8 protein-coding genes and 1 pseudogene are annotated in these 25,533 nt (G+C 71.1%); 1 reads left to right on the top strand and 8 read right to left on the bottom strand.

Annotated features, from left to right (window positions below; all coding sequences use genetic code 11):
- Positions 1–995: 995 nt before the first annotated feature.
- The 8 genes from ORI94_RS33740 to ORI94_RS33705 all read right to left on the bottom strand — a co-directional run bounded on the left by ORI94_RS33740 (position 996) and on the right by ORI94_RS33705 (position 23,823).
- Positions 996–1,565, bottom strand: coding sequence for a sigma-70 family RNA polymerase sigma factor (locus ORI94_RS33740; protein ID WP_266082704.1), 570 nt, complete (start codon positions 1,563–1,565; stop codon positions 996–998).
- Positions 1,566–2,290: 725 nt separating this feature from the next.
- Positions 2,291–2,968 carry a hypothetical protein gene (locus ORI94_RS33735; protein ID WP_266082702.1) on the bottom strand — a complete coding sequence of 226 codons (678 nt, stop codon included), beginning with the start codon at positions 2,966–2,968 and terminating at the stop codon, positions 2,291–2,293.
- A gap of 1,639 nt (positions 2,969–4,607) precedes the next feature.
- The gene (locus tag ORI94_RS35670) at positions 4,608–5,204 is read right to left on the bottom strand and encodes a DDE-type integrase/transposase/recombinase (protein WP_416237948.1); all 597 of its coding nucleotides are present in this window, start codon (positions 5,202–5,204) and stop codon (positions 4,608–4,610) included.
- Positions 5,201–5,530: a hypothetical protein gene (locus tag ORI94_RS33725; protein ID WP_266082697.1), complete on the bottom strand. Its 330-nt coding sequence runs from the start codon at positions 5,528–5,530 to the stop codon at positions 5,201–5,203. Before ORI94_RS33725 ends, ORI94_RS35670 begins: the two co-directional genes overlap by 4 nt.
- Positions 5,531–6,039: 509 nt before the next feature.
- A complete protein-coding gene (locus tag ORI94_RS33720; protein ID WP_266082694.1) occupies positions 6,040–6,999 on the bottom strand; it encodes a ricin-type beta-trefoil lectin domain protein in 960 nt (319 codons plus the stop codon).
- A gap of 412 nt (positions 7,000–7,411) precedes the next feature.
- The gene (locus tag ORI94_RS33715; RefSeq protein ID WP_266082692.1) at positions 7,412–10,321 is read right to left on the bottom strand and encodes a hypothetical protein; all 2,910 of its coding nucleotides are present in this window, start codon (positions 10,319–10,321) and stop codon (positions 7,412–7,414) included.
- 119 nt (positions 10,322–10,440) lie between these two features.
- Positions 10,441–11,337, bottom strand: coding sequence for a type VII secretion system-associated protein (locus ORI94_RS33710; protein WP_266082690.1), 897 nt, complete (start codon positions 11,335–11,337; stop codon positions 10,441–10,443).
- Between the two features lie 1,056 nt (positions 11,338–12,393).
- Positions 12,394–23,823 (bottom strand): hypothetical protein, encoded by an 11,430-nt coding sequence (locus ORI94_RS33705; protein WP_266082688.1) that lies wholly within the window; start codon positions 23,821–23,823, stop codon positions 12,394–12,396.
- Positions 23,824–25,285: 1,462 nt separating this feature from the next.
- Between ORI94_RS33705 and ORI94_RS33700 the strand changes: the two are divergent.
- Positions 25,286–25,533 (top strand): annotated as a pseudogene (locus ORI94_RS33700) (hypothetical protein); the annotation flags it as partial.

Raw genomic sequence — 25,533 nt, 5'->3', positions numbered from 1 at the left:
CATCGTCAGGATGCGGGCGTTGGTGAACAGGACGGGACGTCCCGCGTCGTTCGAGAGGATCTCGTCGAGGGCCTTGGAGTTCCAGCCCGCGATGTCCGTGTCGGTGGTGCTCATTGCTCGCTCCTCGATAGGGGCGCAGGTCGATGGGTGGGTGATGCGTGAAGTGCGCCGTACAGGGCCGGGCGGGGTGCCGGACGGCACCGGGCGGCTTCTGCACCATCAGCTTGGACGCGGTCCGTGACCGGAACCAGGCCGCCATCTCCCCAGGTGCACGGCACCCAGGGTGCGCACCACCCGACACGACACCCGGCGGAGAACAGCCTCGGCCTGGCTCCGTCGGGGATCCCGGCATTGCCAGATGGCGCGGGTCCGGAGAGCGAGGCGAGGAGGGGTACGCGAGGAACTGGCCGCACCACGTCCTTGGATCCGGCATCGGCATGGACCCGGCAGATCCGACCAGGCGCGGTGCGGTCAGCCTCCGAAGCGACGACGAGAACTCCGAAGGATGTTCCAGGAGCGGGCGTGGGAGGCCGCGAACAGGCCCGCGGTGTCCTCGCACGTAGCCGCTGCGACGCTGTCGGCTCCGCTGGGACACCGGCCGATCCGGGCCGGTGTTACGGCCTGTTCGCCCTCGGGCGCAGCCCGTCGACACCGACCGCGGCGTCCGCCCGGTTCGCGGGAGACCTAGGGCGTCCGCACCCCCGGTGTCGATGGCCGTCAGGTCACGAGGGCGAGGAACGGATCGAGGTGGCCGGGTTTCCGCATGACCTGCGACCCGCGCTCAGGAACGACTCGCTTCGGCCTTCGCCGGTGAGGCCGACCTTCGACGATGAGGGAGGGCGCGCTGCCGAAGCCCGGCGGGTCGGGGAAAGCCCGCGGCTTCGGTCGGCTCCTCCCCGGGCGTGCTCACAGCGCGCAGCCATGCCCTCGGCGCCGGCTTCGGTGGACACCGAGCGAGAGCGGTGCCCGGTCGGCGGGGCCGGGGCACCGCGCCGTCACCTGCCGACCACCCCTCGCTCCTCCAGCACCTTGCGGAGTGCGCGCAGGGCGTAGAAGGCCCGGCTCTTGACGGTGCCGGGCGGGATACCGAGGTGCTGGGCCGCCTGGGCCACACTGCACTCCAGGTAGTACATCAGCTTGATTATGGTGCGCTGCTGTTCCGCCAGCTCCTGCAGCGCCTCCAGCACCATGTGGAGGGTGAGCAGGTTCTCCGGTTCCTTGCAGGTGGCGTCGGATTCCACGACCGCCATCAGTTCGAGCGGTCGAAGCCGCTGGGAGCGGTGATGGTCGATGACGAGGTTTCTGACCACGGTGAAGAGCCACGGCCGGACGAGTTCGTCGCGGGTGCTCAGGTAGTGGGCGTTCTTCCAGGCACGTACCACCGTCTCCTGGAGGATGTCCTCCGCCTTGTGGCAGTCTCCGTCGAGCAGTCGTGCCGCGTACCGCAGGAGCAGGGTGCCATACCGCTCGTAGATCGTCAGGATGAAGGCGTCGCAGCTGACGTCCGGTGAGGAGTGCGGTGTGGGCGCTTGGCCTGAGGCGGAAGTGGCGGCCCTTGCTTCCAAAGTCCCGTTCATAGGTCGTGACCAATCGTCTTCCGGTGGTTCTGTGGCGTGCCTGCTGCTCGTCGAGCGAGGGAGCTGTACAGCGTTTCCACCACTGCGCTCCCTGTGGCGGGGTGTTCGTCGCGCTGGTGTGTGGTCATGTGTGGTCTCCGCGCTGAGTGGATGGCCGACTCAGGCACACGGCGGCCCACCACCGGGACGCGGAAGAGGGTTCCTGACGCGGGACTCCGCCCGGCTCTGCACATCATGCTTGTGAGCCGGCGGACGGACATCGGCTGATCGACCTATGTCGCTGGTCTAGCCGCCCCAGGGGGCTGTGCGCTCTGCTCGCGGCTGGCGGTGCGCCTCCTGCGTAGCGAGCGGTGCGGGCCTGTCCGGGGCACTGGGCGATGGACAGGACACTCCCCCGGAGTCGCCGGCGGGCACCTGCCGTTCGCCGCTCGTGTCGTCCACGCGGCGCCGGCGACCACCGCCTTGCCGGACGCCACGGACCTCCTGTTTCCCGGCTGTTCTCTGTGTCCGTGCAGGCCGTGCAGGCCGTGCAGGCCGCGAAGTCCGCGAAGATGCGACCAGACGTCCCGGGACTTCCACCTCAGGAAGCGAGCCGAACTGGTCACGCCGACCGCACGGCCCGCACCGGCAGCAGCGGTCTCACCGGCCGCCATCGCCCTTGCCGTCACGGACGACTGCCGCGCAACCGCGTTTCACCGACCGCTCGGCCGCCCTCACTTCTGCGTGGCGATCAGTCCGGGCGCCCTCATCTGCGGAGCCTGGATGTCGGCGACAGCCAGTGCACGGGATTCGCCCACCACTCCTTCCAGCGCCGCCACCGTGCTCTCGTCAAGCCACGCGGTGTGGCTGCCCTCGGATCCTCCGGTGGGACGGTGCGAAGTCGATTCCTGCGGGAACAACTCCCGCATCAGCACGAGGGGATGCCGCCCTTCGACCAGCTGCAGCACTTTGAACCGGGTACCGGGTGTGAAGACCAGCCGCTCCGGCACGTGCGGATCGATCATTCCCGCACGACGCCCGGTCAGCGACCACACGAGGAAACCGGGTCCGCCCTCGCACAGCGCGGCTGCCGAGACCGACGCGCTCAAGAATCCGTGATCAATGACAAACCGTTCCTCGCGGTACCAGTCCGTCACCGAACCTGCAGCGCTGGTGCGCATGGCTGCCGGACCCCGGTAGGGAACCAGTCTGCTCAGGCCCGACGCGACGCAACGAGCCAGCGGCAGGTGCGCACCCACCGCCCCCCGGGCCAACGCCTCGTCGAGCCAGACCCACTCCGTGCTCAGATAGAGGTACACGGCCGCGAGGTCGGCGAGCGCGTTGACACGGTTCTCCCGCAGACCGACCCGAGGGCTCGGAGACCGCGCCAGCGCTTGTCCCGCGACGGCCATCGCCTGGCGGTACCTCTCGCCGTACGTACTGAACAACCGAAGCCGCTCCCGGGCGAGGCCCCGTCCACCCGCCGGTGGAACCCGGGCAGCACTGCACGGGACCGGCTGCGTCCGGAACCCGACTGCGCCCGGTGTCCGCAGCGTTGTGCGCGCAGAGCGCGGATCCGGACCGAGGTCGAGGACCCCGTCGGCAAAACTCATCGCGTCGGTTCTCCTTGAACTCTCGGAGGGTGCAGGAACACGGAGGAGGCGTCTCGTTCGCGATGCCAGAAGCAGCAGGCGGTCGCGAACGGTCAAGCGCATGCAGCACGGAAAGACAGGCGGGGCGTTTCTCTTCCTGGGCTGCCTGAGCGCCGTACATCAGCGCGGCAACGGCGACACCTCGTCACCCCGGCAACGGTGACGGGGTCCCTGCGGTTCACCTCGACGTCGGTACAGCACGACCACGCCCGCCTTCAACTGCGGTGAACGGTGCTTCCCGACCACGATGTGCCCGTTCCCAGACCCTCAAGATCTCCTGTCTCATGTGTCCGAGGCCGGCGGGCAAAGCCCCTCCCTGTGAGACCCGCGCGTCCGAAGCACGATTCCGCCGTCTCGGGGTCCGTCCACACGGACCACAGGCCGCGGGCCACGGGCCACGGCCCTCGTACGCCGGCCGACGGTGCAGGCCTGCTGGCAGCAGTCACCGCCACCGGCCCGGGTCTGCGGCTGCGGGAACCATGGACAGGACGAGGAGCCCTTTCGAGCGGCGAACGGTCCGCGAGCGAGTGAACCGAGCGCTGTCACCCGCCGTTGAGCCGAGGTGAGGAGCTGCTGGACACGTGTCCGGGACGCCGTGATGCGCGTGCGGCCCTGCTGCCCGTCACGTTCAGGGGCGTAGCAGGAGACCGAACCTCTGCTGTGGTCTCTCCTATCCGCGAGGGACACACCTTCGCCGTCGACATGACGTCCACCCCACCCAACCGGTCCAGGCAGCGAGAGGCTGCATGTCCGCTGACACTGAAAGCGCGGCGTTTTATGCAAAGACATACCGGATCAGCTACGGGAACGTCCCCTGGTTCCCCCTTCGCCGTGCCCGTCCATCCCACGTCAGCGACAGCGTTCATGGGCTCTTCCCCGACCGCCGCACCTCACGCCGCCATAGGTCTTGGCGACCGTCGACGGTTGGTCCCGGCGAACGCTCGGACCGAACACACCGTCCATACGCCCCGTGGCGCCGCTCTCGACATCGTCGCCACGTCGCTCCAGGCGCTGCCGCATGCGCCGGCCACGCCCGCCCCCCGTTTCGTGCCTGTTGGGATGAGATCGCAGTGACTGCTACGCGGTATTCGCCGCACTCGGAAGTGGTTGTGGGCGTCTACGTGAGTGGCGCGATGATGCTGTCGCTCGGGGCACAGGAAACGCGCTACCCGCCGGAGGCTACTGCCGTCTGGATCGCCTTGCGCCAGTACGGAGGCAGAACCGAGGATGCGGCCGCTTGCCTGGCTGCGGCGTGGGGGGAAACCCCCGAGGACGTTCATGCCGAGATAATGGTCCTGGTAGAGCAATGGCGCCGGAAGGGATTCCTGATCTGTGGAGCGTGACCCGGCGGAGAGGACCGCCGTAGGCGCAAGGGGCCTACAGGTGAACCGCCCCGGAATCAGCAGAGAGCCGGGGAGCGCCCCGAGTCGGGTGGAGCCGGGTCGCTTGGTTCCACGCTACCGACGGCGTGCGGAGTTCGTCCTCCACCGTGCTGAGCGTGCCCGGCACGGAGTGCCTGCGCTGCCGGTTGTGGAAGATCCCGAGCGTATGCGAAGAGGGCGGTGGACAGCCTCATCCGTGTCCGCCACCGCCGACGGTCGAGCAACTCGACCCGGGTCCGGGCCCAGAACGACTCCTCATCGCGTTGCCCACGCAGTCCCCGAGGGAGCCCGTCGAGGCAGTCGGCCGGAGGTCCTCGCACGCTGGTGGATGCCCAGGACCCGAACCGTGCTCCGTGGTCGGAGTGGACGACGGTGTCACTCGGCTGCGGGGTGCGGTTGCCGATGGCCATGGTCGAGGCGTTGGCGGTCAGCGTCGCCGTGGGCGGGTCGTCGATCGAGCAGCCCACCACGCGTCGCGAGAACGTGTCCAGGCCGGCCGCGCAGTGCACCTTGCTTTTCCAGGTGGGGTGCTCGGTGATGTCCGTGATCCATGACTGGTACCGGGCGTGACGGGTGAAGTGGCGCTCCACCAGATCCACGACGGATGCTGTCATGTGCTTGGCGCGAGGGCACCGGTCTCCGTGCAGGCCGTGCAGGCCGTGCAGGCCGTGCAGGCCGTGCAGGCCGGCGCGCTGTACCAGCAAGTCCACGGCGTCGTGGCCGACATGGACGTACGGGTCCGGACCCAGAGTTCGGCGTGCACCCGGCGGGGGCCGTAGGTACCGCGGAAGGCGGCGTGGACGCCCACGATGACTTCGGTCGGCCAGGCGTGCTCGACCAGGCGGTTCGACGGAGGACGTTCCCGCCAGGTGCAGTACCCGGACTCCGCGACGTGCAGCACCCGGCAGGTCGGGTGCACCGGCAGGTACTCACGGGCCATCACGCGGATGGCTTCGAACCGCCTTCCGAGGACGTCACCTCACCCAGAAGCCCGGCAGCCCGTCGATGTACGGCCGACTCGGCCTCCGAATCGGTGACACGCTTGCGGACCACAGCGAACTCGGGCAGACCTCTGCTGTTCGTGCCGGGCAACTGCCGGGTGCCGATGAGGTACTGGCGGCGCCAGATATGAATCGCCTGCTCGCTGAGACGAGAAGCCGGGCGACCTCGGCGGCCTTCTTCCGGAGGCGACGGGATCAAGAACCCTGCGGCGGAACTCGGTCGGACAACTGCGGGGCATCACGGCCTCCGAAGGCTGCCGGATCGTCGGCCGTCCAGCAATCCGGCTCCACCAGGACCGGGGCATACCGCTCGAGCCGGTGCGGTTCGGTCCGGACCCCACATCTTGGGGTGGAGGTCCGGACCATGCGCCTGGTGCTCTCCGGATGCGGGGACACGGTCACCCGCGCCCGTCACCCGGGCGAAGCAGCGGTCAGCTCGTGCAGGTGATCACTGACGCGCCCACGACTGATTCGGTTGTCCGTTGCACGGCCACGTGGTGACACGGGTTCCGTCCTTCTTCCCGTGCCAGACATCGAGACAGTGGCCGGCGTTCCTGGTCACGAGCTCGTCGTTGGCGTTGAGGCTGAACTTCTGGCCCAGCGCCCCGTTGCAGGTCCACAACTGGATCTTGGCCTCGGTCGAGCGTGTGCCGTTCAGAATGTCCGCGCACAGTCCGTTGATGCGCAGCGTGCCGTCGTTCGCGAACTGCCAGCGCTGCTTCTGGGAACCGTCGCAGGCCCAGACCACCAGCTGGCTGCCGGCTTTGCCGGACCCCGCGCTCAGGCATTTGCCCGTGTCGCCGCTGACCACACGAAACGTCTTGACGCCGGTTGCGGTCTTGTTCTCGGCGGACGCGGACTTCTTTTCCGCGGCATTCGTTTTCGGCACCTGGGCAGCCTTTTCCCGCTTGTCGGCCACAACGGATTCCCGGCTTGCCGGCTGAGGATTCTCGACGGCCGCCGGCTCAGCCGTCCGCTTCTCCTTCGCCGGCTCAGCCGCCCGCTTCTCCTTCGCCGGCTCAGCCTCCCGTTCCCCCTTCGACGGCTCAGCCTCCCGTTCCCCCTTCGACGGCTCCGGGGTCGGCTCGGCCGCCCCGTACGCCGCGGGCGGGGCCTCCAGCGCCTCCTCAAGGAGTGTGTCGGAGTTCGACGACACCGCCACATGCTCCTTCTTGTCCTCATCGTCGTCCACGGCGAGGAACAGCAGCGGCACCGCGATGAGAATCATGCCCGCGATGCCCGCGGCCGCGAGCAAAGGTTTCTTCGGATTCCCGGAAGGCGGCTCATCCGCTCCCTGAGCCGTCCTGGAGCCGGATGTCCCGCCCCTCACCGCGTCGGCTTCCGCTTCCGCGACAGGTGCAACGGCGCGCGTCGCGGAGTTCGCCTCGTGGTCGGCCTGCGCGGTCACCGCCGGAACGGCGCGCGCGGCCCCACGACCCGTCTCAGAGGTAGCCGTCTCAGAGGTGGCCGGCTCGGCGGGGACGACCGCTGGAGTGGCCGGAGCGTCCGGCCGTGTGCTCACGGCTCCCCCGCCCGCACTGCTCCCCCGCGCGGTTGCCTCACGCGTGGAGTCCGGTCCGCCGGGAGGCGGCGTCGCGGGGACCAGCGCATGGAGAGGGGCCGGACCGATCGAGGAGAGCGTGACCGCCCGGCGGACGGGTGGGGAGCCCGCGGTGCCGGTGGCCGCGTTCCCGTTCACCGACGGACCCCGGCGCGACGGTCCCTCACCGGGACGTTCCTGACGTGGCATCAACTATCTCCTTTGACCTGGTGAATCGGTGGTGACATGTCGCTCTCCCGCCGACGGGGGCGACGCCCGGTTATCCGACGGGACCGACACAGCGCTCCGGCCAGTCCGGTCCCGGTTCACGGGGGAAGTCCCGGTTCAGGGTTTCCTGGAGTCGGGTCAACGCCTTGTGGTCCAGCGAACTGAGCTCCTGCGCTCCGTCCAGCCAGGCAGCCGCCGCTCCGGGGAGTTCGCGCAGCAGGACCACGGAGGTGCCCCCCACGGTCTGCTCGCCCAGCACACGGAAGCCGGTCCCCGGGGCGAAGACCACTTCCTCGTACACCTCCGGTGACGCGCCCGGTTGGTTCAGGAGCTGCCGTACGCCGCGCCCGGTGACGGACCAGATCGCGTACCGCACCGGCGCTCCACCGGGACGGACGGAGGACAGCGCCAGCGAGCTGACGGGACCCCGGTCCCACAGGAGGGTTCCGGGGTTCTGACCGGCCTCGACGCTGTCCGCACCGCGCAGTGTCACTCCGCGGTGGGACGGAAGCCTCTTCAGAGCGGAGGCGAGGCACGAGGCGTACGGCAACAGCCGTCCTTCCTCGGTGCGCAGGTCACGCGCCAGTTCGCCGTGGTACAGCGGGCCGTCCTCGGTCGTCAGGTAGGCGTGCAGGGCGACGAGGTCGACTCGGGCCGCCTCCAGTTCGTGCCCGCGCAGAGCGGGCATACGAGTGAACAGCCGGGACACGGCGGCCCCGTGGCGATCCCAGGAGCCGGCCGCGAGTTCCCGGAAGGCCGCGCGCTCCGCGGCACTGGTCGTATGACCGGGCATGAGTTGAGGCGTGGCGGGGCTCGTGGGCCGTGCGGGCGGAACTACCGGGCGAGAGGGCTCCTGGGGGCGGGGCAGGGTGGTGGCAGTCGGCTCGTCGGAGGGACCGGGCACCGGCTCCTGCCGAGTCGGTGCCGGAGCCCGAGCCGGAGCCGGAGCCGGAGCCGGAGCCGAAGTCGGCTGCAGGCTCCGGTCCTTCTCCTTCTCCCCGTCACCGGCGCCGCTGTCCGGCTCCGCCTCGGCGCCCGGCTCACGGCAGGAGGGCTCTGCCGACGGCTCACGGGACACGACGGCCGCCGTACCGGCGTCGTCGTCACCCGTGGCCAGGACGGGATCACCACTCGGCGGGGGGCTCGTGGGCACCTCGGGCACCCGGGGCGGCGCGGGCCGTGTCCGCGAGGCCGACGGTGTCGCGGGCGCGGCCGGCGCGGAGGCCGTAGGAGCCGTTCCCGTCGGCGCGGACGACTGCGGATTCGTCTGCCGCTCCGGTCGGCCTGCCTCGGCGGCGCGACCCTCCTGCGGGGAGCCGTCGCCGTTTTCCGTGGTCACGGTGGAACCCTGACCGCTGCCGTCCCCGCGTGGTCTGCCGGGAGGGACGGCCGCGACGGCCGGCGGGGCACCTGCCGCCCCACGCCTCTCGTCCGAGTCGTGCCGTCCGGGGGAAACCGACGCACCGGAGACGCGGGAGGACAACCCCTCCCCGGTACCGGGTGTCCGACCGGCCGCCGGCGCAACGACGGAAGCGGTACCCCGGCCGCCCTGCGACACCGCGGCACCGGGTGTCTTCGTCTGCCGTCCGCGGCCGGGCTCCGCAGACGCCGGAGCCCGGAGGGACGGCGTCGGCGGCCTGCCTCTGAAGACAGCCGGCCCTTCGCTCCCCGCGGTGACATAACGGATACCGGGTACTCCGTACTCGGTCGCCAGCCTGCGCAGTTCGCCCTCTTCCCCGGTCGGCGCGCAGCGCACCAGCAGTGTGGTCTTCGCGCGTACCCGGGCGTCGAGACCGGCCAGGAGCTTGGACAGCGCCGGAAAGACAGACGGGTCCATCACCCTTCCCTGCGCGCCCACTTCGAGAGTGAGGGTGTCCGGGTCGACCGGCAGCGCGGCGAGCGGTGGGCGGGGGCCGCCCCGCTGCCCCACGGCCAACCCGGCGCGGGTCACCGCGACCTCCCAACGGTCCGTCAGCTGAAGGACACCGTGCTCGAAGCCGCCCTGCCCGGGGAGCGGGCGGTAGCTGTGCGCCAATCGGGGAGCCGGCCTCTTCCCGTCCACCGTGGCCGGGACACAGATCACAGCGGAGACGAACGGCTGCCATGTGGGCCGTCCGTGACGTCCGAGCACGATCGGCCGGGCGGACTCCCCCGGCAGCCCGTGACCGGGAAACAGCGGCATCCCGGACAGGACTTCCAACTCCATGCACAGCATGTCGGCGACCGACTGCGCGAGCGGCAGCGGATCACGTGCACCACCGGGCGCGAGGCGGACGCGGGACCGCCCCTCCGAGGGCAGCGCCGCCAGCACGGCGGCCACTTCATCGGCGGCGACGTCCTGAGCCACCGCGGTGCCGATCACCACAGTGGGCCGGACCAGGTCGACCGGCATCGCGAAGCACAGGTCGTCCGTCGTCTGTTCGGGCGACTCGGCCGGCCGCATCAGGAGCCCTGCGGGCAGCTGCTCCACCACGCAGCCGCCGGCGGTACGCGCGGGCACACGGTTGAGTGCCTTCTGCCACCCCGGCGCGGGCACCCGCGGGCCCAGCCTCTGCGGGTCCGCTCCCGGTTCGAAGTGCCACCAGCCACGGCCCGAGGCAGGCGGGACGAACAGAGTCCCCCCCGGTGCGATCAGTACGGCACCGTCAGGTGCCGTCACCTCGATGTGCCAGGCGTCGGAGATCTGCCGCGCCACGCTGGGACGCCCGGGCCGGTCATCGCCCGCCCCCGGCATGGCGAGCCGTACGTGGGCGACGCCGTTGCTCCGGAGGGTGTCGAGCAGAGCACCGAGACGCGACCAGAAGTCCGTGGCAGGGGTGTCGTCCCCGCCGCCCGAGCCCACCATGACCGTGACGATGCCCTCGTCGGCCCGCACGGCTCGTGCCACCTCGGCCAGATCGGCCAGGCTCGGACTGTCGTCCCCGTGCGACCGCAGGAGCAGGACCCCGTCGATGTCCTCCACCGGCGGAGCGGTCGTCCGCCCGTCCCGGACACCGTTGCCGGGCCCCGCGGCGGAGCCCTGCCCTGGCCGACTCCGCCTGGACCTGCCACCCTTGGGCGAGAAGACCGAGGCCCAGCGGCTCACGCGTCCGGCTCCGGCGGAGCGTCGCCGTCGAGGGCGGTCTGCACCTGCGCGGCACCGCCCTGGGTATCGCTCCCGTCGGCGACGGCACCGTCGGTGCCACCGGGCGCGCCGGGAGCGACGGGAGCGACGGGGATGTCGGAGCTGGTGGTGACCATCGGGACCGGTGCCGGGGCGTCGGCGGACACCGGCCGGTCCCGCCCGTCGGTGTCCTTGGCCGCCACGGGGCCGTCGAGGGCCTCCCGCACCGCGGAGATCTCCAGTGTCATGGAGACCGGACCGGAGGGGTTGAGGTACAGCAGGTGACCGTCGGGCACCTGGTCCAGCAGGTCCCCGTCGACCCGCATCAGCTCGAAACCGAACCGGCCGGAGGTGTGCAGGTACACCGGCGAGGTGTACAGCGGGACGGCGGCAGTGCCCTCCGGAGTGGTGACCGACACCAGTCCGCCGCCGGCCGCGGCGAGGACCGCGACCTCGTAGTGGGCCAGTGCCTCGGGCACCGCGTCGCCGGAGCCGTAGCCGGTGGCGGCCAACTGGACGGCCTGGTCCACGTCGTCCTCGGGCTCGGGCCAGCCCAAGGCCCGTGGAGAGGGCCGGTACTCGGGGTTCTGCTGCCATTCGACGACCTCGCCCTCCGGGCTGGAGCGCCAACGGCCGACCGTCGCCCACTCCGGCGGTTCGCCCTCGCCCGTCCACGTCGGGTCGAGCATGCCGAGCCAGTGGTCGGGGGCGAGCCGGGCCGCCTCGCGGATCTCGTCGGGGATGGGCGGGGCATCGTCGGCGAGACCGGCCGCCTGGGAGTCGAGGGCTTCCGGGGCGGAGTCGTCAGCCTCGTCCGCCACCGCGTCGGGCTCCGCCTCGGCAGCGGTGCGGTCGCCGGGAGTGTTCTCGCTCATCGTCGTCCTCAGCTCAGTACTCAGTGCTCAGTGGGTGGATCGCTCGACAGCCCGCTGCCGCCCTCGCGGCGACCCTCCCGTACCGGTGGCCGGGACGGCCGGACGGTGGCTACCGCCGTCCGGCGTGCCGAGCTCGCTCCGCATGCTCTGGACGTCCTGCCGTCAGCGCTGCACGCCGTTGTATGCCATCCGGAGCGCCTGGACCCCGTTCCGGACGGCGCCCTCCTCCGATTTCCGCAAAGCCACGGAGATTTCCTCTTGTCTCCGCTGCCTTACCCCTCGCGCCGTTCGGTCTCAGCTTGCCGCACGCGGCACCAGGCTTTTTACGGCATACCTCGCGGCAGGGAAAGGGCCATTGAGTTGAGCCAGATGATAGGCATACCCGAACAGGGTTAGCAAACATCATCCGACCCATTCCCTTTGCCGCATTACTCAATTGAGCAGCCATTTTCCGGGAATCACTTGCTCGATCGAGCGACGACCGGACAGGAAGGCGTCGATAAAGGACATAAGGTCACCGGCTGAAGTGACGGCGATGATTACCCGAAGCTGCCCAGCCGTATCCTGAACCCGCGCCCCGCCCGCACTGCGGCTGCGGCTGCGGCTGCGGCTGCGGCTGCGGCAAGCCTTCCCGCACGGCGCGAACTGCTCCCCTCCCCGTCGGGGCGGGCACAGCCCACCGAGATGCGCGCCTCACCGGTCGTGGCGGACCCGCGGTCAGGTCGGGACCGGTGGGCAGCACCGGCAGCACGTGCGCCGGCGACGTCTGCTCCCGCACGCCGCCGTAGCCCACGGTCTCGACGGCCTCCCGGGACAGCGGACGGCGCCCGGTCCGCCCGTTGATGCCCGCCCGCACCGGTTCCGTTCGCGCCCCGGGTGGGAACGGAACTCGTCCGGCATCGTCCGCCGCACCCGGTACGGAGCGCCGGACGGACGCGCCGGACTCCGTCCCACTCCCCGGAGAGCGGTCGCCGTCCCGTTTCCCCGTCGGTCTCGGGTTCGGCATCGACCGTCACCGGGGTGCCTCGTCCGCCGGACGTTCGAATTCCTGCTGTCCTATGCCGGCAAGTCGAACCGATCCGCGTCACCCACCAGGTGCAGAAGCTCCTCGACGCCGTCGACACCGGTCCGACGCACCAGGGCGTCCAGCGACAGCGGCCCCCACGCCAGCTTCGCGTCCCTCAACCGGGCCTCGTCCAGCACTCTCACCCGCCGCATCAGCTCCGCGAAGTCGTCTCTGCGGACCACGTCCGCCCCCAGTACCGAGCGCAACGCCGCCGCGTGAGCCCCCTCCGGTGCCGGCCGGCCCGCCGGCAGGGGCGCCCGCGGGAGGTGACCGCCACCCGGCAGGGGACCGCCGGCCTGGAGGAGGGTTCCGGCCGGCGGTCCGGCCGGGAACGCGGGCCGCGACGCCTGTGCCGGCAACACGGGAGGCTGGGCGAACAGCAGGTACGCGCGGATGGCGCTGAGGTCCGCCGGGACGAACCCCCGGTGGGAAGGGTTGATGTCGAACCGGCCCAGCTCCCTCCGCTTCCAGGCCTGCGCGCGTTGCCGGACGGTCTCCCTCAGCCACGGGACCCTCGGCTCGGACCCGGTGGTCCTCGTCACGGCGACCACCCACTGCCCGGTCAGGGTGGGGACCCTGTTGACGACGATCCGGTCATAGCCCACGGTCCGGTGCCAGGCCTTCATGCGCGCCGCCTGCGTGTTGCCGGACTCCTCCAGGTAGCGCACCTCGTGGCCGACGAGCGCGTACGCCTCGAGGTTGCCGCTGCGGAAACCCAGGTGTTTCAGACGGCCGCCCGAGCTCCGGGCGAGATGGTCGAACAGCCGCAGCTGGGTGGTGCGCGTGGAGGACGGGAAGGCGCGGCGCCACTCGACGCTCTCCCAGAATTCCGTCAGATCGTGAATCCGCCGCCCGCCGATGACCGGACGCAGCTTCGAGACGCCTCCGGGAATACCGTCGCCGGCGACGAGCACCGTGACATCGGCCGGCACCTCATCGATGATCTGTCGCAGTCCCCTGACGCCGATGTCGTGCTGCGGATGGATCTGGTCGTGCTTCCTCTTGAAGCGCGACCACAGAACCACGAATGGTCCTTCCTCTGATATTCCGCGCTGGGTAAGGAAACCGCTGACCCGCTCGTCGGCTCCCTGACCGTCGACGTCCAGGTCCCAGGCCCTCCTGATGACCTGTGGGCTCCGCTGCGGATCCCATCGCTTCGCGACCGTGCTGGTTCCGTGACCGACCGTCTTAGGGAACCGACCACCGACCAGTTGCGGGGGAAGCGGCGGAACCGCCCTCTCCAGGTCGGCTCCCAGAGGAGTTCTGTTCTTCACCTTCGCGTACACGGCCCGCGGGTTCTCCGTCCTCAGGAGGTGGACGCGCTGCAGCAGTGCGTCGGTCTCGGCTTCGCGCTGCTCCTGCAGGAGCCTCCCCTGCTCCGGTGTGATGCCTCTTCCCAGCCTCCGCGCCTCCGCCGCGTACCGGTTGTGAGCCGACGCCACGAGACTGCTCTTCATGAAGAAGCTGATCTCGTCGAGGACCTGTTCGCCGTGCACGACGAGTGCGTGCAGGCCCGGATCGAGGAGGAGTGCCGCCGTGAGGCCGAAGGAGTCTCCGGTGAAATCCCCCTGGGTGACGACCATGTCGCCGGGAGGAGGAGTACCGAACCCGTGGGCCTCCCGCAGTGCCCCGAGGTTGGTGCGCATGTGCAGTACGTGCCGCGGTGCGGCACCGAGCCGGTACCACAGCTCCTCGATCTGCTCGGAGGGCGTGCCGCCAGCCATCCCGGACAGCTTCCTGGACAGGGCGGCGTCGTGGGTACCGGTTCCGCCGCTCTGGCGGAAGGCGATGTCGCGGAACTGCGAGAGCGTCCTGAGTACCCGCAGGTTCTGGCCGGGCTGGTGTCCCAGGAGGTACAGCAGGTCGAAGACCTGCTCCGGGAGCTCGTCGGGCCGGCTCAGAGCGACGGCGAGCGCGGCGTCGACCAGGGCGTCCTCGTGGGAGGGAACGGCTGTGCCGTTCTTGTCCAGGAGCGTCCCGTAGGGGCGGGGGGCCGCCGTCAGCGTGAGGGGGGTCTCCCCCACCACTCCGGTCGCGGTACGGGGATCGTGCGGCTCCGCCCTCAGCCACTCCTCCTCCACTCCCGTGATCCGCGCCGAGATGAGCTGGTTGACCGTCGTGACGGGGATGGTCCCGTTGTTCGTGAAGACCACGAAGCGCAGGTCCGTGATGAGGCGCGGACTTCCGTACACGAGATTCGCCAGGGCCGCGCCGGTCAGGGCGACCGGGTGGCCCAGGTCCCGCATCAGGGCGCTGAACTCTCCGGCGAGTCGCAACGCGTCCGCGTTCCTCGCCGGGGTGTCGGGGGTGAACAGCGAACCGACCCTGCCCCCGGCCACCGGCAGCGCGTCCGCGGGGCTGTTCCTGGTATCGACGCGCACGGGAAACGCGGCACTGTACTGAACGCCCCCTTCCCACCGGGAGACCTGGAAGCGGTGGACTCTGCCCGCCGCGAAGGAGTCGTTGCGCCCGTGGAGCTGCCAGCCGGGCGGCACCCTGCCCTCGATCCGCCGGAAGACGAGGTACAGCAACTGCGCGGCGCTGACGAACCGGTCGTCGACCGTGACGGTGAGCCCCTGCGCCATCGCGTGCTGCAGCCGCGCGACACTCCAGGGGTGCGCGCGGTCGGCGCTGACCGTCAGCACGGACTCCTCGGGCCGAACGGGCGGGGGCCCGGCGTTCCACAGCTCGGTGGGCGGACGGGCGGGCCGGGAGTCCTCACCGGACCCGGCGGACAGCGAGGTGGGCGGGGTGAGGAAGAAGCCCGCACCGGGGCGCGCGGTCAGCACACCGGTGGGATTGCCCTCGGTGTCCTCCAGCAGATGTGTGTACAGGGCGGGATCGCCGATGCCGCCGGGCGCCACGGCCATCGCACCGGTGGGCTGCGCCACGGTGATACCGGTGGCGTCGGCGTACTGCTGCAGCCTCGCCCACAGCCGCTGCTGCCCGTCCGATTCATCGGCCCACGGGTTGCACGCCTCGACCGTCAGATGGGTCGTCCCCATGGCCATCAGGGACGCGGCCACGTCCGCCATGAGCCGGTGCGCGTCATGTCCGTGCCCTGCCAGGTAGTAGGTGGGCCGCCCCGGACCGGACATCGGTACCCGTACGGCGTTCGGCACGCCGTCCGGACCGTGCCGCCACCGCAGGAGGGTGTCGGCCTCCTCCAGACGGGCGTACAACGGTGCGCGCAGCGCCCAGTCCTCCTCGGAGAACACCGCCTCCCCGAGGTGCCGGCCGTCCTCGGAGCGGATCTCCCACCGCCGTACCGGCCCCCGCGTCGCCGGCCACGGCCCGCGCACCGGCTGATCGCCGGTCTCGACGGCTCCGTGGGGTTCCTGCCGCCGACGGGGGGCCGAGGGCCCTGCCACGCCCGCCAGATAGCGGCCGTCCCGGTGCACCAGGAGAACGGCCGGGCCGGTTTCGGCGCCCAGTCGGCGTACGGCCCCCGGACCGCCGGGACCGGTCAGTTCGACGCGGAAGCCGAGCCTGCGGCCGAGCAGGTCGGCCATGACCGGAGCGACGGCCTCCTGCGCAAGGTCCTGGCGCGTCAGCAGCCGGAACTCCTGCAGCGGGGTCAGACCGAGATCCCCGGTCGCCAGCGGCGTGCCCAGCAGGGTGGCCTCGGCCTCCTTCGCCGACGGCACCGCGACGCCGGCCGCCTTCAGCTCGGCCACGGTGGCCTGGTGCCCGGGAGCGAGCAGCCGGGTGCCGACGGGGAGGTCGCCATCGGTGACCTCGCGCCCGGCCCAGTCGTACAGGGCGTCGGCGACCGCCGCGTGCGGGCCGGTGGAGTCGATGCCCAGCCGCCGCGCCGCCCCACCGGTGAGGAGGTCCGGCGCGCCCCGGCGTAGTGCCTCCAGCAGCGCCTCGACGGGCCGCTCCGCTTCGCTGCCCAGCTCTACCGGGCCCAGCTCTACCGGGTCCGGCTCCGTGTCCTGCGGCAGCGGGCCGCCGCCGTCCCGGCGGGCGCTCCCCAGGTGCTCCCGCGGGTATGAGGGCAGGCCGGGCCCCTGCGGGAACTGCGCCGAGGACGTGTTCCACAGTTCGGCGGCCGGATAGGCGGGCGACCCGTCGTTGGGGCGCGGGGGGACGCCGGACGGCCCGAAGTCCTCGTCCCGCTGCGCCGGTGCCGCGCCGTCCCCGGTGCTCTCCACGGCGACCGCCGCGGTCTCCTCTGTCCCGTCGGTCTCCTCAATCACGGGCAGGGGGCCGGTAGTCGTGGTGGTCGGGGTGGCGGCGGCAGTGGCGGTGTCCCGCAGGAGGGGGAGGAGTTCCTCCAGGCCGTCGACGAGGGTCTGCCCGTCCGCTTCCAGGGGGAGCATGCCGTACAGGGCGCGGTCCACGTCCAGGCGGACGGTGCCGCCGGGGCCGTGGAGGACCAGGCGCGCGTCGAAGCGGTAGTGGCGGTAGTTCCGGGTGCTCTCCTTGTTGCTCTCGTCGGTCTCGGAGGCCTTCTGGTCGTGTTTCTCGCCGTCCTCGACGGCGAGGAGTTCGAGGGGCGCCCGTTCGGTCTCCTGGCTCCCGTGGGTGTCGCCACCGCCTTCGGGACCGAAGGTCAGCGACCAGCCCGAGGCCTTCTCGCTGCTGCTGGTCGGGGCGTGGTCCTTCTGCTGGTAGCGGCGGGCCTTGAACCTCGCCCCCGTTCCGGGGAGCAGGGGGTGGGCCGCGGTCAGCTCCAGGCCGGCCAGAACGGTGTCGTCCCCCACCGGGATTCGGTAGCTGCCCGTCAGCAGGTCCGCGATGTGGGGCCGCAGCATGCCCTCACCGGTGTAGTGCTCGAACAGCCGTCCGGCCAGTGTGTGTCGGCCCAGGCCGTACACGCGGGGCGGCCGGCCGTCGGCCAGGTCGGGCGCCTTGCCCTTGGCATAGCGGCGGGCGGCCACCGCCGCCCAGCGCTGGACGGCCACCGCCGCCGGGACCGCCCAGGGATGCAGGTTGTCGATCATCTGCTGCGGCACACCGGCTACGGGAGCCGTCGGGCGCTGTCCGTCGCTCCCGGCGGCCCGTGTCCAGCGCGGGTCGGTGCCGTGGGAGGGGGCGAGGTCCGCGTCGATTCCCTCAGCGCCGGCAGGGAGGGTCAGGTGCTGGGGCACCAGCAGCCGCACCGTGCCGGTCAGCGGGGGTCTGCCGTCGGCGGCGCTGTCCTCGTACCACACCCACGGCTCGTGGGTCTCCCACCAACGGTGCAGGGTGTCGGTGCCCAGTCCCCTGCCGGCGGACAGCAGTGCCCACTTGGCACCGCGGACGGGAAGCTCGACGAGCGTGGGCGGCTTGGTGCTCGTCCCCATCTCGATGCGGAAGGTCATCGGGTGGTTGAACTCGTGGGCGGTGTCCTTGGTGGAGGTGCGGTAGATGTCCTTGGTCTCCCGGGCCTCCCCCTGGCCGCGGCCGGAGCTGGACTCGTAGCCGGCGCCGAACTCGGCACCGCCGTGCTTGTGGTCGATGCCGCCGCGGGCGGTGAAGAGGAAGCCGCCGTGATGGCGGTCGGTGACGGACTCGCCGGTCTCCTCCTCCCGGATGCCCTGGCTGCGCAGGGTGAGGGTGACGTCCGGGCGGGGCCGGTCGTCGGTGGCGGGCAGGGGGGTGCCGGTGACGTTGATCCACAAGTAGCGGGTGGTGCCGAGCGGGCCGGGGACGGGCACCCAGCGCCGTACCCCGGAGGCGGTCAGGGCCGGGTACAGGATCTCCAGCCGCTGGGAGGAGTAGCTGTCGGTCAGCAGGCGTTGCAGCAGGTTCGGCCGGTCACCGCCCTTGTTCCGCAGGAGACCGCGCTCGCGGAGCTTGTCCAGGATCGCGGGCAGTACGGCGTCGGCGGTGAGCAGCTCGGGGTGGGCGATGCCGGGGAGCATGGCCGGGTGGGCCACCGTACGGGGGGTCTCCTGCTGTCCGGCGCCGGACGCGGGGCCGGCGCCCGACCCGGGCCCGGTCCCAGGAAGCAGGTCCCGCATCCTGCGCTCGGGGATCAGCAGGTCCAGTGCGTCCCGGACCGACAGGTAGCGGGTCACCTCCTCCGTGGTGCCGCCCTTCCAGCGCATGGCGGTGACCTTGAGGACCGGGGTGGCGCGCACCGTGTGGGTGGCGCCGCCGTAGGTGGCGCGGGTGATGGTGACGTGCCCCTGCTTGTTCTTGCGCTCCTTGGTCCAGGTGCGCTGGGACCCGAAGAGGAGGGCCAGTGTGAGCCGCCCGCCGGCGCCGCTCTCCCCGGTGTGCGGGGTGCCCTCCTCGCTGTCGGATTCTTCGCCGTGGCCGCTCTCGGCCTCGCTGCCCAGGAAGAACTGCGGGCCCAGGGAGTTGGCGCTCGCCGCTCTGAGGTAGGTGTCCCGTCCGTCCTGGTGGTTCTCGGTGGCCTGGAGGTAGTGCTCGATCTCCGTGTCGCCCTCCGGAGCCCGCCCGAGGTCCTCCGGGTTCAGGGCCTCCAGGTGCAGGCGGATCGCCTGCTTGTGACCGTCCCGGTCGGGCAGGTCGATGACGTGGCCGGCCGGTCCGGCCATGGCGTCGATGGCGCCGCCCAGCTCGGTGGTCCTGGCCGCCTCGCGGATGGCGTCGGGCCAGTTCCGCCAGTCCGCGGCCCACGCCCGCGCCTCGTCGGGCTTCAGGCCGTTGAGCAGAGCGTGCAGGGAGGAGGCCAGCTCGGGCAGCCGAGGCATGTCGAGGAAGGCGGGGTAGATGCCCGAGGTGCCGCCCTCGGCCAGGTTCACCCTCGGCACGTCCGGTCGGGGCGGACGGTTGCTGATGTGCCACTGTCCCGCGGCGGTGAGCTGTTCGGGCTTCAGCGGGGCGGTGGGCACGTGCTCGTGGGGGACGTCGACAATGGCGGTGACGTCGTCGGGCCGGTCGATCCACCAGGTGGTGGTGGGCCCGGCGTCCTCCGGGTCCGGTTGCAGGAACAGCTCGTAGACCATGTTGTAGCCGTGCTCGTCGACGCCCTGGGTGGTCTCGGTACGACGGTAGGCCTTGGAGCTGCTGGACAGCTCCTGGTTGCTGTCCCTGCCCCCGCCGCCGAGCAGCCGGAACAGTCCGAGCTGGAAGCGGGCCAAGTTACTGATCCCCAGCCGTACGCCGCCGCCGGCGCCGACCTCGGCTCCCCATTTGCGCTTGAGGTGGCCGGCGGTCTTGCGGGACGTCACCGAGCGGGCGTTGACCGTGCGCGGATAGCTGGCGTACACGTCCTCCAGCCGCTCCCGCAGATGCCCGCGCACCCCGGCGCGGTAGGTGCGCCCGCCCACGGTGACGGTGTGCGCGATGCCCGTCAGCAGGGCCGACAGGTCGGACTCCAACGCGGGAGTGCCGAAGAACATCAGCAGTTCCCGGTCGGCCTGGGACCAGTCGGCGCTCGCCGCCTTCTTCCCCTGCCTCTTCTCCAGGTCCGCCCTGATCCCCGAGCGCAGTTGTTCGAGGACCAGTTCCGAACCCGGCAGTTCGCTGAGCATGCCGAGGCCCTGCCCCCGCCGGGTCGCCAGGGCCAGCGGCTCGCGGAAGTGGGGGGCCGGCAGCGGGGTGTCCAGCCGCGCCGGACGGGTGGGGTCGAACACCGGGGCGGTACCCGACTCGCGCAGCAGCGCCCGGACCCACGGCTGGGCGTCGACGGGACCGGGCGGCGGCTCCTGGGGCGGTCGCGGCCCGTGGAACAGGGCACGCACGGCGGGGGTCACCACGCTGCCCAGCAGGCGTTCCTCGAAGCCCGGGGCCTCCAGCAGCGGCATCGCGGTCTCCCCGGTGACGGTGGTCTCCACCGGGCGGACGGTGTGGCTGACCGACTGGGGGGTCACCGTCAGACGCAGGCGGGTGCGGTAACGGGCCTGGTCCGACCTGGTGTTGAGGACGGTGTGCTGTTGCCCCTGGGTGTTGAGGGAGTGGCCGTCGGAGCGCTCCCCGGTTCCCTTGACGCCGAAGGCGGGGAAGACCCCCCGGGCGACGGAGCCCTCGCCTCCGCCCAGGAGGCTGACCTGGAAGCCGAGGGAGGTCTTGCTGCCTCCGTCCCTCTTCGTCTCGGCGGACAGGCCGCCGCCCATGTCGTCGCGGACGCCCACGCCCTCGGTCATGCCCACGTACTGGACGGACTCGATCTGGGCCCGGATGTGGAAGTGGCCGTCGAAGGACCTGGCGGCCACTGTGGCCACGTGGATCGGGTTGGTGATGTCGCCGCTGGTCAGCAGCCAGCGGCTGCGGTTGAGCACGGATCGCTCGTTGAGGGTCTCCTGCGCCTGCGCCACGATCCGTACGACCGTTGCGGCCCGGATGCCCGCCTCCAGCAGGGCGGCCTGCAGGTCGGCGACCGCGGCGGTCGTGTCCATGGCGTTGAGGGTGATCTTCGCCCGGGTGGGACGCTGGAAGGCCCCGTCCCCCTCGGCCTGCTCCCCGGGCAGGGGCGCGGGCTGCGGCACACCGCGGTCGGGACGCGGCGCACCGGGTGCGGTGTAGGCGCTGGGCAGGCCGATGGCCATCTCGAGGGGGGAGATCACACCGTGGGGGCGCTCGACGCCGTCGACGAAGACGCGCACCTCCAGGTCGGCGTCGAAGTCGTTGGTGTCGGCGATGAACAGCTTGCGTCCGGAGACGACGTCGCGCTTCCACTTGCGGACGTGCTTGCGGGAGACGCTCGCGGTGATGTTCGGCAGGCCGAGCAGGACCGCGGAGGCCGCCCTGGAGCTGACGCTGATGGCGTTGAGCAGCGCGGACTCCATGCCATGGCTGATATCACGCGACTTCTCCCCGCCCGTGGCCGTCGCCGCGAATCCCACGGAGTAGTCGCGCACCGCGCCGGCCGGCTTCTTGGGCTGCGGACGGAGGTTGCGCACCTGGGGGCGCAGCCACACCACGTGGCCGCCGGCCTCCAGCATCCGGCCCTTGGCCAGGAGATCGCTCCACGCCGTGGGGTCGTCGGTGAGCAGCAGGTCGCGCAGCGCGGTCCGCAGCGCGGGATACAGCCTCTCGTCGGGGTCCCTGCCGTCGGCGCGCGGGGCGGAGCGGACACGCAGGCCGTCGATGGCGGCGTCGGCCCAGTCCGTGGCCGTCCGCTCCGCGGACGGCCCGCCCGCAGCGGACCGGTCCGGGAGCAGCATGCGGGTGTTCCGGACGAAGGCGTGGCCGAGTGCGCCCTCGTCCAGGTACCAGGGAGCCTCCGGCTCCGCAGCCGGCCGCACCTGCTCCGTTTCCGGCTCCGGTCCTCCGTCCTGGCCGTCCTGGCCGTCCTCGCCGTCGCGAGGGTCGCCATCGGTGGCGGCCTCCTCCCGCAGGACGTCGACAAGACGGTCGCGCACCTGCTCGTGCAACTCGGCTGCCCGATCCAGCAGCACCTCCCGCACGTCGACCAGCCAGGCCTCTCGGTCAGCCTCACCGAGCCGGTCCGGGAGGGACTGTGCCTCCTCTCCCAGGGCACGGAATTCCGGGTCCTCGGTCAGCAGCGTCGGAAAGCCGAGGGAGCGGTCCTGCAACCCTCGCCTGACGGCGTCCTCCACCGCCCGGGTCAACAGACCGGACTCGCCCTCGGTGTTCTCGGTGACGAATGCCCGCAGCAGCGGCGCGTCGGCGTCGGAGAACCCCGGCGGCAGCACGACCGCCCGGAGTCCGTCCGCGGGCAGGGGCGGTTCGAGCAGCCGCTGCCGGGACGGCTCGTGGGCTGCTTGCACGTCCTGCTCCATGGACGTCTCCTCCCTCGTCGGGGAGTTCCAGGGGGCGTCCGGCCCGGGAAAAGCAGGAACCACCCACCCGGTGGTGTCCGCCACGACCGGGGGTGCGGGGATGGTGCCCGGGTCGGGAGCGTCATGACCACGGGTGACGGTGACAACGCGGTACGGCGGCTGGTGCCGCACCCGCAGCTCCACCCCGCCGAGCACGACGAAGTCCTGCCCTCTGCTCCCAGCGTCCCACCTGCTTCGGGTGTGAGGAGACACCACCTCCACCCGCATCGGCAGATAGCCCGGTGTGTCACGGTGCCGGGCATTGATCTCCGCGATCTCCGCCGTCAACCTGGCCGACTGCCTGTGCTCCCCCGAGGCTTCCTCATTGTCCAGGAGGATGTACGCGCTGCTGTGGTGTCCCATCACATGGTTCAGCGAATGCGCCAGACCTGACGGCCCACGGTCCATCGCCCACGGCCCCGGATGCGGAATGACCATGTCGGTGTACGGCACATGGTGCCCGAAACCGGTCACCGAACTGCGCGACAGCACCGGGTTGCCCGCATCCAGGACCATCCGCAGGCCCTCGCTCAGGGGGGACAACATCTGCGGGTCGTACGCACTGACGTTTTCCCGCAGCCGGTACAGATCCCGCAAAAACGTGACGTCCTCGAACCCGGCACCGCCGTCGACCGCGGCCACCACCGTGTTACGGGTCTCCTCGACCGCCGCATCGACCCACGTGTAGTCCTCCACACCCCACAACCGCTCACGATGCGCCGGATGCAACTCCCCATACCAGCCGGAAGCCTCGACCTCCTCCCAACTCACCTCCCGCGCCTCACCCTGCTCATCGGACACGACGAGCACCGGAGGCGTACCCCGCGGCGCGGCCGGCGCAGGACGGAAAGTGCGCATCTCCGCAGCCTTGCCGTCCCCGCCGTGGGCGAGGTGGATCACGGGCTCGCCCGTCACCACGTCGGAGTGGACGATGAAGCTGCCGGTGGGGGCGTGGACCGTCTTCCCCGTGACGTCGGCGATGGTCTGCGCGGCGTTGACCCGGGTCCCGTGTTCACCGGTGAAGATGTCACGGCCTGACTCGCAGGCGATCAGAGAGATGTCGCTGAAGTCCCGCAGGGCAGGGTTGTCCCGCAGGAGTCCACCGAGCTCCCCGGCACGGAGGAGATGGTTCCCGCCGTCAGCCCCGACGAGACGGAAACCTCTCTCGTCGTAATGCATACCGAGGAAGAAGGACCCCTCGACCCCGGACGGCAGATCACGCCAGGCACCCACTTTCCTGCCCTGCTCGTCCAGATGCCACTGCACGAAGCGCTTCTGCTCCGAGAGCTTGCCGTACCTCTCCAGACGCGGCGCCAGATCGGCGGCGTCGAAGGACACCTCGCCGATCAGCCTGCCGGTGCTGAAGTCCCTGACCGGATGGAAGACGACCGGCGGATACCCCCACTCCTTCCCCGCCCGCCCCTCACGCGGCGGTGTCTCGGACGAAGGACGCGAAGCCTGCATCCCGGCCGGGGAGTTCCAGGGGGCGTCCGGCCCGGGAAAAGCAGGAACCACCCACCCGGTGGTGTCCGCCACGACCGGGGGTGCGGGGATGGTGCCCGGGTCGGAAGTGAGGGTGTTGTTCTGGATGGAAGTGGAGGTCCGCGCGGGGTCGGGGACGTCGGCGGTGGTGGGCACCGTGTCGACGGGCTGGACATGGACGCTGTACGGACTGTTGGTGACGACGGGCTGGACGGCCTTGACCACGGCCGGCTGCGCCCCCGCGGAAACGGACACGGAAGCGGAGGTAGGGAAGGCACCGTCAATGGCCCGGTCGAACTGCCGCGGACCCACAGCGGACGCGGTCGGGAACGAGGACGCGGGTACGGGTCCAGGCGGGGGTGCGGACATCGCGGTGGTGGAAGAGACGGTCCCGGTGAGGGGTCCGCCCGTGAGGGGCACGGCCGTGGGACCCGTGTCCATGGTGAAGGCCGGCACCGGCGCCATCGATCGACCGGGCTCGGCGGAGACGGATGTCCGCTCCGCTGGATCCTGTGACAAACCACCGGGCAGCGCAGGCGTGGCACCCACGGCAGGAGAGACACCACTGGAGATCTGATCGGTGGTGCCGGTGGTCTGCTCCCGTGTGTCCGACTGCACCGGCACCTCGTCCACGCTGCCGGACCCGGACATGTCCCGAACAGACACGTCCTGCCGGGACGTATCCAGATCGGGCACGGTCTGGTCGGGCACGGTCTGATGGAAGGTGTCCTGGCCGAGCATGGTCTGGCCGGTGACCGGTGTGGTGATCCCCGACGCGGACTGTCCCGGGGCAAAGGGAGTGAGAGGAACAGGGGGGGCCAGGGCAGCCGGGCCCCCGGTTTCCTGGCCGGTGACATCGGTCGGCGCTTGCCCCTGGTTCTCAAGCTGTGCGGAGGGCTGGGACTGCCCCGGGGCCGGGGCCGGGGCCGGGGCCGGGGCGGGAGTGGCGGGGAGGGAGGAGGCGGTGTCCGGTGGGCTGGAGGCGAGCGGCGGCCCGCTGTCCACGGTGTCCGCCCAGGAAGGCCGCACACCGCTGACGGCATCGCCAGGAGTATCGGGCTCGGTGATCGCCGTGTCGTCACTGGCAACCGACCAGACGTCACCATCGCTGACATCACTATCGCTGACGTCGCTACTGCTGAACTCGTCGGAGAGCGGAGCGTTGCCGTCGAAACCGACCACGGCGGAGTTCGGGCCGAAACCGGCGAAGGAGGACGCAGCGGAGCCAGGACCCGCACCAGTCACCCCAAACCTACCGTCCGAGCTCCCGACACCACCCACCTCACCGACATCGCTGAGAAGCGAGTCGTTGTCATCGAAGAAGTCGAGGTCACTGACCTCAACATCGTCAGCCGCACCGTCGGGGGTGTCCGCGCCGCCGACGGCAGGCGAGGAAGACGGCAGAGCGGGGGAAACACCGGTTCCCCCCACCAGCGGAGAGGAGACAGGAGACAGGACATCACCGCCGGTATGCGGCGTCCGCAGGGGCAAACCACCGGTCTCGCCGTTCTGCAGTACGGCAGCCACATCGGCGGAAACCACCGGCGGCGGCGTCTGGACCACGGGCAGCACCACCCCGGACAGACCAACCACCCCCGGCACCACCGGCCCAGAAACAACAGCGGCCTCCGGCTCCTCACCGGAACCAGCGCCCGCGACCGGACCCGGGACGGGAACACCACCACCACCGGTACCGGTACCGGTACCGGTACCGGTGGTGGTACTGGAACTGGTGGTGGTACTGGAACTGGTGGTGACGGAGTTGGTGGTACCGGTGGTACCGGTGCCAGTTGGATTGAAGTTGGTGCCGGTGAGCACGGTGGCCGCCACACCACCCACCACCCCCGGCGCCGGCACAGCCGAGCCGGCCGAGACCGTGGAAGGCTTCTCCTTCCCCGCACCGTCACCGGCCGAGAACTTCCCCATAAAACCGGACGCATCATTGACATGCTGCGCCCCGACCGC

The organism is Streptomyces sp. NEAU-W12, assembly GCF_026242095.1.
In the GTDB taxonomy this organism is placed as follows: Bacteria; Actinomycetota; Actinomycetes; order Streptomycetales; family Streptomycetaceae; genus Streptomyces.
Note: the sequence above shows the minus strand (reverse complement) of the source record. Positions and strands in the feature narration are given on the sequence as shown.

Excerpts from the sequence above, each read along its gene's own strand:
- ORI94_RS35670 (WP_416237948.1), bottom strand. The coding sequence starts at position 5,204 with ATGACAGCATCCGTCGTGGATCTGGTGGAGCGCCACTTCACCCGTCAC.
- ORI94_RS33735 (WP_266082702.1), bottom strand. The coding sequence starts at position 2,968 with ATGGCCGTCGCGGGACAAGCGCTGGCGCGGTCTCCGAGCCCTCGGGTC.
- ORI94_RS33725 (WP_266082697.1), bottom strand. The coding sequence starts at position 5,530 with ATGGCCCGTGAGTACCTGCCGGTGCACCCGACCTGCCGGGTGCTGCAC.
- ORI94_RS33710 (WP_266082690.1), bottom strand. The coding sequence starts at position 11,337 with ATGAGCGAGAACACTCCCGGCGACCGCACCGCTGCCGAGGCGGAGCCC.